Raw genomic sequence first — 13,362 nt, 5'->3', positions numbered from 1 at the left:
GGGATGAAAAAGCTTTCAAGGAGGAAAACCATTGAACCTTTTTTCAGCTCTTTCAAACCAAGCTGAGCGGGGTCGAGCCGGGTGACAAGATCCCGACTGCCGGGGTTTTCTGTTGCTACCCGTCACTCCAAACGGGTATCCCCGCAGAAATGCGGATGCAATCCGCAGCGCATTTCCAACATAGCCTGGTCGACCCGGCCGCGCCCCAAAAAACGTTTTCACTTCAAAGATCCTGAGGAAATATGCTGATCACCTTCAAATCAAAAGCGGCTGCCGATGTGGTGATGTACGAGTCGCACGCCAAACCCATCCTGGACCTGCTGCACAAGGACGTCGCCCGCGGGGTGATCACCGCCACCGAGGCTGGTGAAGCCATTGCCGTGCTGGAACAGCAGATCAATGCCAGCAAGTCGCACGAAGCAGCCGAAGCGCTGGCGCGTGACGTCAACGCCCACCACAACGGCGACATCGACGACAACAAACATGAAAAGATCGAACCGGTGAGCTTCTCGGCACGTGCCTATCCGTTGCTGGACATGCTGCGCGAAGCCAAGAAGGGCAACTACGACATCCTGTGGGGCGTCTGAAGTACCTGCGCCCCCTGGCCTGAAACAAGACGGCTGCCGCGATCATCCACCGCGGCAGCCGTTTTGTTTTTGTGCCCCGGCATTGGCCGCTGGTACACTGGCGGCCCGCGTCCCTTGCATCGACCATTGCTGTGCCGCAACACGGGCGCTGTCCTACCTTCCAGAGCTAGCCAAGACGTGATCCAGATTTCTCTCCTCCCTCCCGGCGTGAAGGCCGATTCCCTGGCCTACCAGTTGGCCTATGCCGCCCAGGCGGTGGCTGCGGTACGCGCCGGTCAGGCACTGCCACAGGCGCTGGCCCAGATTTTCGCGCGCAGCGATGCGCCGCCGCCGGCCCGCGGCGCCATCCAGGACCTGAGCTACCGCGCCATGCGCCATCTGGGCCTCACCGACAGCCTGTTGAGCCTGCTGGCCAACAAGCCGCCCCAGCCGGAGGTATTGCACGGTCTGCTGGTAACCGCCCTGGCGCTGCTGGTGGATGAACAGGATGCCGGCTACGACAGCTTTACCGTGGTCGACCAAGCCGTGCAGGCGGCGGCCATCAGCCAGGAAATGAATTTCGCCAAGGGCGTGGTCAACGCCATCCTGCGCCGCTACCTGCGCGAGCGCGTGTCGCTGATGCCGCAAGCCAGCAAGACCCCGCCCGGCACCTGGAATTACCCGACCTGGTGGATCGACCGCCTCAAGGCCGCCTATCCCGAGCAATGGCAAGCCATCCTGCTGGCCGGCAACCAGCCGCCGCCGCTCACCTTGCGCGTGAACCGCCGCCGTGCCAGCGTCGAGCAATACTTGGCCACGCTGCAGGCGGCCGGCATCGGCGCGCGCGCCGTCGGCCCCTACGCGGTGCGACTGGACAAGCCAGTGCCGGTGCAACAGATTCCCGGCTTTGCCGAGGGCGTGGTGTCGGTGCAGGATGCCGCCGCCCAACTGGCCGCGCCGCTGCTGGACGTGGCCGATGGGATGCGCGTGCTGGACGCCTGCGCCGCCCCCGGCGGCAAGACCGGCCACCTGCTGGAGCTGGCCGATCTGGAACTGCAGGCACTGGACCACGATGCCCGCCGCCTGCAGCGCATCGCCGAGAACCTCGAGCGCTTGCAGCTCAAGGCGCGCCTGACCGCTGGCGACGCCCGCGCGGATGGTTGGTGGGATGGCCAACCGTTTGACCGCATCCTGGCCGACGTCCCCTGCACCGCTTCGGGTATCGTGCGGCGTCACCCGGATATCCGCTGGCTGCGTCGCAAGACCGATACCGCGCAGCTTGCAACACTTTCCTCGCAAATTTTGGACAAGCTTTGGCAGATGCTGCGACCGGATGGTAAATTGCTGCTCGTAACCTGCTCGCTGTGGCCCCAGGAATCGGAGCAGCAAGCGATCGCCTTCGCGCAGAAAAACCATGCCATCCGGCTGCCCGCTCCAGGTCAACTGTTGCCGACCGCCAGTGACAATGCCGATCACGATGGCCTGTTCTATGCGCTGTTCCAAAAACCTGGTGCATGAATTTGACGCAATCGGTCCCTTTCCCCATTCCCGCTAGCAGCCTGTATCTTGGCTGCGGCCGGCTACTGCGCGCCATGCTGCGCTGGCTGTTGGTGCTGCTAGCCTTTAGCACGCTGTTGACCGGCTCGGCCGCGCAGGCCGCCGAAATTACGGTCAACCAGGCCAGCATCGAAGCCAGCGATGAAGGCTACCGGCTCTCGGTCTCGTATGACTTCGATCTCAATCGCGGGCTGGAAGATGCGCTCTCGCGCGGTGTGCCGCTGTATTTCACCACCGAAGTCCAGTTGACCCGCCGTCGCTGGTACTGGTTCGACGAGACCAGCGTCTCGTCCACCCGTACCCTGCGCCTGTCCTATAACGTGCTGACCCGGCAATACCACACCGCCATCAGCGGCCAGTTGCAGCAGAGTTTCACCAATCTGGATGACGCCCTGACGCTGATCCGTCGCCCGCCGCGCTGGATCATCGCCGACAACAACACGCTCAAGGCTGGCGAAACCTATCATGTCGGCCTGCGGATGCGACTGGATGTGGCGCTGCTGCCCAAGCCCTTCCAGGTCAATGCGCTCAACAACAGCGACTGGCGCCTGTCCTCCGACTGGATCGAATTCAACTACAAACCCGAATGAGTCGCACCTTACGCTATCTGCTGGTGGTCGGCGGGGGCGTGATCAGCATCCTGCTCTTCCTGCTGGCCTCGGCTTCCGAAAACTCCGCCCTCTTCGAGCAACATTATCCCTGGCTGCTGTTCTTGAACGGTCTGGCCGCCATCTCGCTGCTGGGCCTGGTGCTGCTGCTGCTGGGGCGCCTCTACAAGCGCTACCGGCGCGGCAAGTTCGGCTCCAAGCTGCTGGCGCGGCTGGTGCTGATGTTTGCGCTGGTGGGCATCGTGCCCGGCGCGGTGATCTACCTCATGTCGGTGCAGTTCGTCTCGCGCTCCATCGAATCGTGGTTCGACGTGCGCATGGAAGCCGCGCTCGAATCCGGCCTGAACCTGGGCCGCAATGCGCTGGATTCGTCGCTCTCTGACCTGGTCTCGCGCGCCCGCGGCATGGCCCAGGAGCTCTCCGACATGAGCGACTCCGAACAGGTGACCTACCTGTCGCGCCAGCGCGACCAGAACATGGAAATCACCATCGTCAACGCCAATGGCCAGGTGATGGGGACGGTGGGCGGCTCGATCGGCTCGCTCACGCCTACCCTGCCCAGCCCCCAGGCCACGCGCCAGGCGCGGGTCTCGCGGGCCTTTTCGGCGGTGGAAAGCGATGACACCCGCCCCCCCAATGGCGAATCCGATTCCGATGGCAACCTGCGACTGCACGTGGTGGTGCTGATACCGGCGCCCAGCCGCGGCATGTCGCTGCAGAACGAGACGCGCTATCTACAGATCCTGCAGCCGGTGCCGGATTATTTGGCCAGCAATGCCGAGACGCTACGGCTGGCCTACAACGAATACCAGCAGCGCTCAGTCTCGCGCTCGGGCCTGCGCAAGATCTACCTGGTGACGCTGACCCTGACGCTGCTGCTGGCCATCTTCGCCGCCATCGCCAGCGCCTTCCTGATCGCCAGCGACCTGGCCAAGCCGCTCTTGCTCCTGGCCGAGGGCACCAAGGCGGTGGCCGAGGGTAATCTCTCTCCGCGCCCCATCGTCAGTACCTCCGACGAACTGGGCACGCTCACGCAATCCTTCAATACCATGACGCGCCAGTTGCTGGAGGCACGCACCTCGGTGGAAAAAAACCGCGCCGAGCTGGAAAACGCCAAGGCTTACCTGGAATCGGTGCTGGCCAACATGTCGGCCGGGGTGATGGTGCTGGATGGGCAATTCAACATCGTCAGCGCCAATGATTCGGTGCGTCGCATCCTCGGCTACGACTTCTCGGCCAACATCGGCACCCCCCTGCAGACCATCGACAGCCAGGCGCCGTTCGCCCAGGCCATCATCCGCGCCTTCTCCGAGCAACTAGCCCAGCACAGCAGCGATGGGGCGGACGGACTGCACTGGCAGCGCCAGTTCGAATTGTCGCGCCAGCCCGGTGCGGTGCTGGACGCCAACGATGAGCAGGGCGGCAAGCCCGACCATGACAAGCTGACCCTGCTGGCACGCGGCTCGCACCTGCCGGTGGAAAATGGCGTGGGTTACGTGGTGGTGTTCGACGACATCAGCAACGTCATCTCGGCCCAGCGTTCAATCGCCTGGGGCGAGGTGGCACGCCGCCTGGCCCACGAGATCAAGAACCCGCTGACCCCCATCCAGCTCTCGGCCGAACGCCTGCAACACCGCCTGGCCGACAAGCTCATGCCGGCCGACGCCGCCATCCTGGACAAGGGCACCACCACCATCGTCAACCAGGTCACGGCCATGAAGCGCATGGTCGACGACTTCCGCGACTACGCCAAGACCCCGCCGGCCAAGCCGGTGGCGCTGGACCTGAACGCCCTGATCGAGGAAATCCTCAACCTCTACCTGGCCGGCGATGGCCGCGACGTGATCCATGCACGCCTGGCACCGGAGATGAGCAAGGTCATGGGCGACGCCACCCAGATGCGCCAGGTCATCCACAACCTGCTGCAAAATGCCCAGGACGCAGTCACCGATGATGGCCAGCAAGCCCCCCGCATCGACGTGCTGACCGAGCAGATCGACATTGCCGGCACCAATGGCCAGCGCCAACCCGCCGTGCGGCTGTCCATCATGGATAACGGCCCCGGTTTTTCGCCCACCATCCTGGCGCGCGCCTTCGAACCCTACGTCACGTCCAAGGCCCGCGGCACCGGTCTGGGGTTGGCCATGGTCAAGAAAATCGTCGAGGAACACGGCGGTCGCATCGATATCCAGAATCGTACCGATGGGAGAGGCGCAAAAATTGTAATTTTGCTGGTAAAGTTAGCACCTATTGATTAAGAGACAGTTTTCTCTGGAAAACGTCGACAGGCTCAAGATTCGAATGCACCACACCGGCAGGGATCGGCAGTTCATCAAGGTAGACTCGCTAACGCCGCGTCGAGCCTACCGGCCCGGAACAAGATCGAAAACTTGGACAATGAACTAGCAGCGAGGAAAGCAGCACATGGCTAACATCCTGGTCGTCGATGACGAAATGGGTATCCGCGAATTGCTCTCAGAGATTCTGGGCGATGAGGGACATGTCGTGACCACTGCGGAAAACGCGCAGCAGGCACGCGAGCTTCGCCAGGCCGGCGTCCCCGACCTCGTGTTGCTCGATATCTGGATGCCCGACACCGATGGCGTGACGCTGTTGAAGGAATGGCAGCGCGATGGCCTGTTGACGATGCCGGTCATCATGATGTCCGGCCACGCCACCATCGACACCGCCGTCGAAGCCACCCGCATCGGTGCCCTGAACTTCCTGGAAAAGCCGATCGCCCTGCAAAAGCTGCTCAAGGCGGTCCAGCAAGGCCTGTCGCACAGCCGCGAAGCGGTGCGCCCGGCCAGCTACCGCCCGGCCCCGGTGGCGGCGGTCGCCAATGGTGCCACCGATGGCTTGCATGTGGAACACGTCACCCCGGCGACCACCTACGCCCCCACCCTGGGCGGCGAAGCGCTGCATCAGGGCGCCCCGGCAGCGGCGCCCTTCGGCCAGGTGGCCGACAATGCCGCCAACATCTCCTTCGACCTGCCGCTGCGCGAAGCGCGCGATGCCTTCGAGCGCGCCTACTTCGAATACCACCTGGTGCGCGAAAACGGCAGCATGACCCGCGTGGCCGAACGTACCGGCCTGGAGCGCACCCACCTCTACCGCAAGCTCAAGCAACTGGGCGTGGAACCAGGCAAGCTGGCGCGCAAGAATCACTGAAACTCGCCATGCGGGCCCACCAGCCAGAAGCAAAAGAAACGGGATCGCAACGCGGTCCCGTTTCTTTTGGTAGGCTCTATCGTATTGTATTGGCATGACAGCGCCGCCCATGGGGATGTGGCGGCGTCAGAAATTTCCTGATGTTCTTTTCGCTCCGACAGCGGCATTCTGAACCCATGGCAAGGCTTGCTCGTCCGCAATATCCAGGATGAACTTCCGCGGCGGCTTGTCATCTACTTTTGGCTGGCAGGAGCTGCCTGGCGGCAAAAAAGCAGCAAAGAGTTGGCAATTCATCCAGGCAACATGGTCGGCATCAAAGTTTTACGGCCAGGCTGCCGTAACCAGACTCAGGAGCGCAAGCGACGCGGCGTTCCCCGAGGGAGCTGTATCGAAGTAGCAGAAATGCACCAAGGGCGCGGCCCAAGTGAAGGGTCTTGAAATTTACAGTGAAGGCGCCACTTCCTTTTCGAAGCAGTATTCCAGCATAAGGAGTCACTATGAACCTGATCTACAACAGTGAGCAGTACAGCGTCGTCGAATTCGGTGCCGACACCGACCACGAAGCCCTGCGCTTCGGCGGCTACGAGATCATGGACAAGTCCGGCCAACGTGAAATCTACATCGATGGCCCGGCCGCCGAACTGTTCCGCAAGGACGTCCAGGAGTTGATCGCGTCCGAGCCGACCATGGAAGACATCGACAACTTCCTGAGCCGCTATGACGTGATGATGCGCCATCCCATGACCTTGCACTGATCCGGTCCTGCCAGCCCAACGAGGCCACAGCGCCGCGCCCACCGCGCGGCGCTTTTTTTTGGTCAGCTTGCCATCGGACAGCCGAGTGCGCCGTCCTTTAAAATGGCGCTTTGCCGCCCTGCCCTCTTTTTTCGTGAATTCCTCGCCCATCCGCAGCGCCCAGACCGGCGTGCATGACCAACTGAGCGCCCTGGTCGCGCGCCACGCCGACCCAGTCCATCCTTTTCGCAAACCCGTGACCGACTACAACCTGCGCGCCTTCGAGGCCAGCATGGCAGCCTGGTGCGCGGCAGGCGAGCCGCCCCTGATCCTCGACACCGGCTGCGGCGTGGGCCTGTCCACCCTGCACCTGGCGGCGCAATACCCGGATCACTTCGTCATCGGCATCGACCAGTCGGCCGACCGTCTGGCCCGCCATACCCACTGGGATGGCCCGGAACCGGACAACCTGTGCTTCGTGCGCGCCGACCTGGTCGATTACTGGCGCCTGGCGCAACAAGCCGGTCTGCGCCCGGCGCAACACTACCTGCTCTACCCCAACCCCTGGCCCAAGATCGGTCACCTGGCCCGACGCTGGCATGGCCATGCGGTGTTTCCCTTCATCTTGTCGCTCGGTGGACGGCTGGAATGTCGCAGCAACTGGCGTATCTATGTAGAAGAATTCATATCGGCCCTGAACCAGCTCATCGGACGCAGTATCCAGGCCGAACCCTGGCTGCCCGCCTCCCCCATCACCCCCTTCGAGCGCAAATACCTGGCTTCCGGCCATGCGCTATGGCGTTGCGTGGTCGATCTGGATGACGGGGCCGCCGCATGAACCTGGCCGTCATTGCCCTGGTCCTGACTGCCGCCCTGCTGCACGCGTCCTGGAACGCGCTCCTCAAAAGCAGCCACGACCGCCTGGCCTCGCTATCGCTCATGACCCTGGGCGCCGGCCTGGGCGCGATCCCGCTGGTGCTGTGGCGACCGCTGCCGCAGGTCGATAGCTGGTGCTACATCCTGCTCTCGGGTCTCTTGCACACCGGCTACAACCTGTTCCTGATCCGCGCCTACCGCATCGGCGACTTCGGCCAATCCTATCCGATCGCACGCGGCTCCTCGCCGCTGCTGGTGGCGCTGGGGGCGGCCCTGTTCGCCGGCGAGCAACTGGGCATCTACACCGTCATCGGCATCACGCTGGTGTCGGTGGGCATCGTCAGCCTGGCTGACCTGCGCGCCATGCGCCGTCGCCAACACCTGTCTGCCCCGCTGGCGGCCTTGGCCACCGGCGCCTTCATCGCCGCCTACACCATCACCGATGGCACCGGCGCGCGCCTGGCGGGCGACGCCATCGCCTATGCCGGCTGGCTGTTCCTGGCCGACAGCTTCGCCCTGGCCGTGATCTACCACTACCAGCATGGCCGCTCGCCAGTGGTGCTGTCGCACAAGGAAACCTGGATCGGGTTGGGCGGCGGCCTCATGTCGCTGCTGGCCTATGGCATCGTGATCTGGGCCGTGACGCTGGCGCCCATGGGCATGGTCTCGGCGCTGCGCGAAACCTCGGTGCTGTTTGCGCTCTTGATCGGCACCTTGTTCCTGGGTGAGAAGCTCACCTTGCGACGGGTGCTGTCCTGCCTGGTGATTGCGGCGGGCGCCATCGTGCTGGGGGCGCATCACTGAGACGGCGCGGCCGCAGAAATGAAAAACGCCGGGAATGATCCCGGCGTTCTTCATTGATGCTTACAGCACCTTGCGCAGGAAGTCGCGCGTGCGCTCATGCACCGGTTCGCCCAACACCTGCTGCGGCGGTCCCTCTTCCATGATGACGCCCTGGTCGATGAAGAAGACACGATCCGAGACTTCACGGGCAAAGCCCATCTCGTGCGTCACCACCACCATGGTCATGCCTTCCTCGGCCAACTGCTTCATCACGCTCAGCACCTCGCCCACCAGTTCCGGGTCCAGCGCCGAGGTCGGTTCATCGAACAGCATCACCTTCGGTTCCATGGCCAGCGCGCGGGCAATGGCCACGCGCTGCTGCTGGCCGCCCGAGAGCTGGTTGGGGAAGGCATCGATCTTGTCCAGCAAGCCCACCTTCTGCAACAGCTTCTCGGCCACCAACACGGCCTGGCGACGCGACATCTTCTTGACCTGCATGGGCGCCATGATCAGGTTTTCCAGCACCGTCATGTGCGGGAACAGGTTGAAGCGCTGGAACACCATGCCCAGCTCGGCGCGCAAGGCGTTCAGATCGACCTTGGGATCATTGAGCTTGACGCCTTCGATGAAGATATCGCCATCGCTGACCTCTTCCAGACCATTGAGGCAGCGCAGGAAGGTACTCTTGCCCGAGCCGGAGGGGCCGATCACGCACACCACTTCACGCGCGCGAATCTCGCAATCGATGCCGCGCAGGATGTGCGCCTGGCCGAAGCGTTTCTGCAGTTGATTGACCTTGATCATCGTACTCATCGTGCATCTCCCTTGCCATAACGGGCTTCCAGGTGTCGCACCAGCGCCGACAGCGCCAGCGTGATGACCCAGTAGATCACCGAAATGGTCAGATACGGCTCCCAATAGCGCGCATAGGCGCCGGAAACGGTGCGCGCCGCATAGGCCAGTTCAGCCAGGCCGATGGCCGAGGCCAGCGAAGAATCCTTGACGATGGCAATGGCATTGTTGCCCAGCGGCGGCAACATGCGACGGAAGGCCTGCGGCAGCACCACGCGGCGCAAAGTCGCCATGTAGCTCATGCCCAGCGAACGCGAGGCTTCGCTCTGGCCGCGGTCGATGGACTGGATGCCGGCGCGGAAGATTTCCGACACATAGGCGCCCGAATTGAGCGTGATGGCCAGCACGGCCGAAGCAAACGCGCCATAGTGCGAGCGGATCTCGCGCGCCAGGTCACCCGAGAGGATCAGGCCGCCACTGGGGTTGATCAGCATCGGCATGAGGGCGAAGTGGATCAGCAGGATCTGCACGAACAAGGGCGTGCCGCGCAGGAAGCTGACGTAGAAGCGGATCGGCCACTGCACGCAGTAGCACAGGAAATATTTCCAGAAACCATGGCGCGCCTCGGCCAGGCGGCCCACGCCCAGCACCAGGCCCCAGCAGGTGCCGGCAATCACGCAGATGATCGCGGCCTTCAAGGTCATCCAGGTGCCTTCGACGAACAGCGGCAGGTATTCGCCGATGATTTCCCATTGGAAGAAGGGATGCATGATGAGTCCGTTCAAACGGAGGTGTTGAAAAAACGGTCGAGCAAAAACAACGCAGACAGAACCAGCGGGACAGGCCCACGGCACCACGCCCGCAGGGGGCATGGGCGGTGCGCCGGAGAGAGGCTTACTTCAGCGGCAGGGTCGGCACTTCGCCGTCGAACCAGGTCTTGTAGATCTTGGCATAGGTGCCATCGGCGACGATCTGCTTCAGGCCGGCATTGATCTTGTCCAGCAGTTCCTTGTTGCCCTTCTTGACGGCGATGCCGAAGTACTGGCGCACGAACTTGCTGTCGCCCACCACCTTGAACTGCTTCTCGGGATGGCTCTTGATGTAGAACTTGATCACGCCCACGTCACCCACAGCCGCATCGACGCCGCCGCGATACAGTTCTTCCAGCATCAGCACGGTATTGTCGAAGCGGTGGATGGCAGTGCTGGCCTTGCCCAGTTCTTCGGAGACCACGATGTCACCGGCAGTGGAATTGACCACGGCCACCTGGCTCTTCTTCAGGTCGGCCAGCGCGCTGATCTTGGCGTCGGCATTGGTGATGATGACTTGCTCGGCCGGGAAATAAGGCAGCGAGAAATCCACCATCTGCGAGCGCTTGTCGGTGATGGTGATGCCGGAGATGATGATGTCGCGGTCACCCTGGCCCAAGGTGGCGAAGATGCCTTCCCAGGGAGTGCTGACCAGCTGGATCTTGAAGTTGGAAGCCTTGGAGATGGCCTTGATCAGGTCGATGTCGAAGCCCACCAGTTCCTTCTTGGGGGTTTCGAATTCGAAGGGACGGTAGGTACCGCCGGCGCCGACCACATAAGTCTGGTCAGCCGCCAGGGTGGTGCCGGCAGCGCAGGACAGGGCCAGCGCGCTGGCGGCGAGGGTAAATAATTTCTTGATCGACATGATGCCTTCTTTCAGAGGATGGAAATGAACCCGGGGCTGGCGGCGGGTGCCTGGCCCGGATCTGCTCGGTGGACAAGCGTTTCCTGGCAGACGGGAATCACGCGGCGGCAAGCCGCGCCAGTGCGCCAGAAGCGAAAAACCCTGAATAATCCGGCATTGGCTGCAATCCTTCAACCTCAAATTGCAAGCCTGTGGCAATCGCTCTAAAAAAATCAGCAATTTTCAAAGCTTGCCCCAAGCTTGCCATCAAGGCTGGCGGATCAGGGTCGATTTGCCGAACAGGCTTTCCACCAGGTCCACCACCAGCTCGGCGGTCTGGTTGCGCACGTCGCAGGCCGGGTTGAGTTCCATGATGTCCAGCGAAGCGAGCCGTCCGGTGTCGGCGATCATCTCCATGCACAACTGCGCTTCCCGGTAGGTGGGACCGCCCGGCACGGCCGTGCCCACGCCCGGCGCCAGCGCCGCATCGAGGAAATCGACATCGAAACTCACGTGCAGATGGGTATCGGCATCCAGGCCGGCCAGCGCCTCTTCCATGGTCTGCCGCATCCCGTATTCATCGATGTGGCGCATGTCATAGACGCGCACGCCGAGTTCGCGCAGATGGCGTTTTTCTTCCCTATCGACGCTGCGGATGCCCACCTGGCAGATCTGCTGCGGCTGCAAGGCCGGCGTCTGGCCGCCGATGGTCGTCAGCGCCTGCGGGCCCACGCCCAACAGGCAAGCCACCGGCATCCCGTGGATATTGCCGGTCGGGGTCGACTGGCTGGTATTGGCATCGGCATGGGCATCCAGCCACAGCACGCGCAGTGGCTTGCCGTGGCGGCGGCAATGCGCTGCCACGGCAGCGATCGAGCCCACCGCCAGCGCATGGTCGCCACCCATCAGCAGCGGCACTTCGCCCTGCGCCAGGCTGGCGGCCACCGCCTCGAACACCGCCCGGTTCCACTGCACCACCTGCTCCAGGTGGCGCAAACCCTGCACCGGCGGCTGCTGCGGATTGGCCGGGCCGCCCAGGTCGCCGCCATCGATCACTTCCACGCCATGCTGCTGCAAACCGCGCTGCAATTCGGCCACGCGCAAGGCGGCCGGTCCCATCGAAGCACCACGACGGCTGGCGCCTACGTCGGTGGGGGCGCCCATCATCCTGATCTTGTTCATGTGCTTGCTGCTCCTTGCTAAAAGTGATGGTGAACGATACTGCACCCATGCCCGCCACGCTACGGCCCTGGCTCTTCGATGTGGCCTGGCGATATGAATTCCTTCGGCATTTTGCAGCCACCAAGAAAAATGCCGTTCAGCGACACACTGAACGGCATTGTTCACGCAGGACATGCAACGGTCAGATCTCGACCTTGGTCCCCAGCTCCACCACCCGGTTGGCCGGGATGTGGAAGAAGTCCGACGGCTTGGCGCCGTTCTGGTACATCCAGGCGAAGATGCGTTCGCGCCACAGCGACATGCCCAAGAGCTTGCTCGGCACCACGGTGTCGCGCGCCAGGAAGAAGGAAGTATCCATCAGGTCGAAGTGATGACCGAACTGTTGCTCGGTCAAGGTCATGACCTTCTGCACTTCCGGTGCCTCCTTGAAGCCGAAGGCGGCACGCAGCAGGTAGATGTCGCCGCCCAGGTCCTTCATGGTCAGGCGCTCGCTATCGGCCACGTAAGGCACGTCCCAGATGCTGATCTTCAGGAAGAACACGCGCTCATGCAGGATGCGGTTGTGCTTCAGGTTATGCAGCAGCGCCACCGGCACGGTGGCGATATTGCCGGTCATGAAGACGGCCGTGCCGCCCACGCGATGCGGCGGATGCGCCAGCAGACCTTCGATGAAGGGCTCGATGGGAATACCGTCATCCTTGATGCGCATACGCAGCAGCATCCGGCCCGAATACCAGGTCATCAACAGGAAGAAGGCGGCGCCGCCGATGACCAACGGGAACCAGCCGCCTTCGGTCAACTTCAACAGGTTGGCCGCAAAGAAGGCCAGGTCCACTACCAGCAGGAAGGTGATGGTCACCACCAGCGCCGAATTGCGCCACTTCCAGATATGCCGCATGACCACCCCCAGCAGCATGGTGGTGATCACCATGGTGGTGGTCACGGCCACCCCGTAGGCAGCGGCCAGGTTGTCGGATTTCTTGAAAGCCAGCACCACGGCCACCACCAACACCAGCAGCATCCAGTTGATGAGCGGGATGTAAATCTGGCCCTGCTCATCCTCGGAGGTATGCAAGATGCGCATCCGCGGCACGAAGCCCAGCAGGATGGCCTGGCTGGTCAGCGAGAAGGCGCCGGAAATCACCGCCTGCGAGGCAATGACGGTCGCGCAGGTGGCCAGCAGCACCATGGGCAGCACCAGCGGCTCGGGGATCATCAGGTAGAAAGGATTGGCCAGCGCCTTCGGATTGGCGATCAGGTTGGCGCCCTGGCCGAAGTAATTGATCAGCAGCGAAGGCATGACCGTGAAGATCCACGCATAGCGGATCGGCTTGATGCCGAAGTGCCCCATGTCGGCATACAGCGCCTCGGCCCCGGTCAGCACCAGCACCACCGAACCCAGCACGATGAAGGCTTGCAGCGAGTGCTCGGCCCATGAAT

General features: G+C 62.8%; 14 protein-coding genes. 8 read left to right on the top strand and 6 right to left on the bottom strand.

The window, feature by feature from the left end; genetic code table 11:
• The first annotated feature begins 242 nt into the window (after positions 1-242).
• From I5W_RS02295 to I5W_RS02260, 8 genes are all read left to right on the top strand, one after another.
• A complete protein-coding gene (locus I5W_RS02295; RefSeq protein ID WP_017452653.1) occupies positions 243-587 on the top strand; it encodes a DUF1840 domain-containing protein in 345 nt (114 codons plus the stop codon).
• A 177-nt stretch (positions 588-764) separates the two neighbouring features.
• Positions 765-2,084 (top strand): 16S rRNA (cytosine(967)-C(5))-methyltransferase RsmB, encoded by a 1,320-nt coding sequence (rsmB, locus tag I5W_RS02290; RefSeq protein ID WP_026052106.1) that lies wholly within the window; start codon positions 765-767, stop codon positions 2,082-2,084.
• Positions 2,081-2,713 (top strand): DUF4390 domain-containing protein, encoded by a 633-nt coding sequence (locus I5W_RS02285; protein ID WP_373860993.1) that lies wholly within the window; start codon positions 2,081-2,083, stop codon positions 2,711-2,713. The genes rsmB and I5W_RS02285 overlap by 4 nt, the downstream gene beginning before the upstream one ends.
• Positions 2,710-4,989 (top strand): sensor histidine kinase, encoded by a 2,280-nt coding sequence (locus I5W_RS02280; RefSeq protein WP_017452656.1) that lies wholly within the window; start codon positions 2,710-2,712, stop codon positions 4,987-4,989. The genes I5W_RS02285 and I5W_RS02280 overlap by 4 nt, the downstream gene beginning before the upstream one ends.
• Positions 4,990-5,155: 166 nt before the next feature.
• On the top strand, positions 5,156-5,902 hold the full coding sequence (locus I5W_RS02275) for a response regulator (protein ID WP_044528022.1): 747 nt from the start codon (positions 5,156-5,158) through the stop codon (positions 5,900-5,902).
• A 497-nt stretch (positions 5,903-6,399) separates the two neighbouring features.
• Positions 6,400-6,657, top strand: a complete 258-nt coding sequence (locus tag I5W_RS02270) for a BTH_I0359 family protein (RefSeq protein WP_006713246.1) — start codon at positions 6,400-6,402, stop codon at positions 6,655-6,657.
• A 133-nt stretch (positions 6,658-6,790) separates the two neighbouring features.
• Positions 6,791-7,474, top strand: coding sequence for a tRNA (guanine(46)-N(7))-methyltransferase TrmB (trmB, locus tag I5W_RS02265; protein WP_044528021.1), 684 nt, complete (start codon positions 6,791-6,793; stop codon positions 7,472-7,474).
• Positions 7,471-8,316, top strand: a complete 846-nt coding sequence (locus tag I5W_RS02260; RefSeq protein ID WP_044528020.1) for a DMT family transporter — start codon at positions 7,471-7,473, stop codon at positions 8,314-8,316. Before trmB ends, I5W_RS02260 begins: the two co-directional genes overlap by 4 nt.
• 60 nt (positions 8,317-8,376) lie before the next feature.
• On the opposite strand, the gene I5W_RS02255 is transcribed toward I5W_RS02260, so the two are convergent.
• The 6 genes from I5W_RS02255 to I5W_RS02235 all read right to left on the bottom strand — a co-directional run.
• A complete protein-coding gene (locus I5W_RS02255; RefSeq protein ID WP_017452660.1) occupies positions 8,377-9,099 on the bottom strand; it encodes an amino acid ABC transporter ATP-binding protein in 723 nt (240 codons plus the stop codon).
• Between the two features lie 5 nt (positions 9,100-9,104).
• Complete coding sequence (locus tag I5W_RS02250; RefSeq protein WP_017452661.1) at positions 9,105-9,857, bottom strand: amino acid ABC transporter permease; 753 nt, start codon at positions 9,855-9,857, stop codon at positions 9,105-9,107.
• Positions 9,858-9,981: 124 nt separating this feature from the next.
• On the bottom strand, positions 9,982-10,761 hold the full coding sequence (locus I5W_RS02245) for a basic amino acid ABC transporter substrate-binding protein (RefSeq protein WP_044528019.1): 780 nt from the start codon (positions 10,759-10,761) through the stop codon (positions 9,982-9,984).
• Positions 10,762-10,858: 97 nt separating this feature from the next.
• Positions 10,859-11,011 (bottom strand): hypothetical protein, encoded by a 153-nt coding sequence (locus I5W_RS31915; RefSeq protein WP_157178768.1) that lies wholly within the window; start codon positions 11,009-11,011, stop codon positions 10,859-10,861.
• A complete protein-coding gene (rocF, locus tag I5W_RS02240) occupies positions 11,008-11,922 on the bottom strand; it encodes an arginase (RefSeq protein WP_044528018.1) in 915 nt (304 codons plus the stop codon). Before rocF ends, I5W_RS31915 begins: the two co-directional genes overlap by 4 nt.
• 181 nt (positions 11,923-12,103) lie before the next feature.
• Positions 12,104-13,362, bottom strand: a 1,259-nt coding sequence (locus tag I5W_RS02235) for a KUP/HAK/KT family potassium transporter (protein ID WP_044528017.1), incomplete at its 5' end; no start/stop codon positions are given.

Origin of the sequence: Herbaspirillum sp. B65, assembly GCF_000333555.1 — a bacterium.
In the GTDB taxonomy this organism is placed as follows: Bacteria; Pseudomonadota; Gammaproteobacteria; order Burkholderiales; family Burkholderiaceae_D; genus Herbaspirillum; species Herbaspirillum rubrisubalbicans.
The sequence above is the reverse complement of the archived record's forward strand: the minus strand, read 5'-3'. Positions and strand labels throughout refer to the sequence as shown.

Excerpts from the sequence above, each read along its gene's own strand:
- I5W_RS02295 (WP_017452653.1), top strand. The coding sequence starts at position 243 with ATGCTGATCACCTTCAAATCAAAAGCGGCTGCCGATGTGGTGATGTAC.
- I5W_RS02285 (WP_373860993.1), top strand. The coding sequence starts at position 2,081 with ATGAATTTGACGCAATCGGTCCCTTTCCCCATTCCCGCTAGCAGCCTG.
- I5W_RS02280 (WP_017452656.1), top strand. The coding sequence starts at position 2,710 with ATGAGTCGCACCTTACGCTATCTGCTGGTGGTCGGCGGGGGCGTGATC.
- I5W_RS02275 (WP_044528022.1), top strand. The coding sequence starts at position 5,156 with ATGGCTAACATCCTGGTCGTCGATGACGAAATGGGTATCCGCGAATTG.
- I5W_RS02270 (WP_006713246.1), top strand. The coding sequence starts at position 6,400 with ATGAACCTGATCTACAACAGTGAGCAGTACAGCGTCGTCGAATTCGGT.
- I5W_RS02260 (WP_044528020.1), top strand. The coding sequence starts at position 7,471 with ATGAACCTGGCCGTCATTGCCCTGGTCCTGACTGCCGCCCTGCTGCAC.
- I5W_RS02255 (WP_017452660.1), bottom strand. The coding sequence starts at position 9,099 with ATGATCAAGGTCAATCAACTGCAGAAACGCTTCGGCCAGGCGCACATC.
- I5W_RS02250 (WP_017452661.1), bottom strand. The coding sequence starts at position 9,857 with ATGCATCCCTTCTTCCAATGGGAAATCATCGGCGAATACCTGCCGCTG.
- I5W_RS02245 (WP_044528019.1), bottom strand. The coding sequence starts at position 10,761 with ATGTCGATCAAGAAATTATTTACCCTCGCCGCCAGCGCGCTGGCCCTG.
- rocF (WP_044528018.1), bottom strand. The coding sequence starts at position 11,922 with ATGAACAAGATCAGGATGATGGGCGCCCCCACCGACGTAGGCGCCAGC.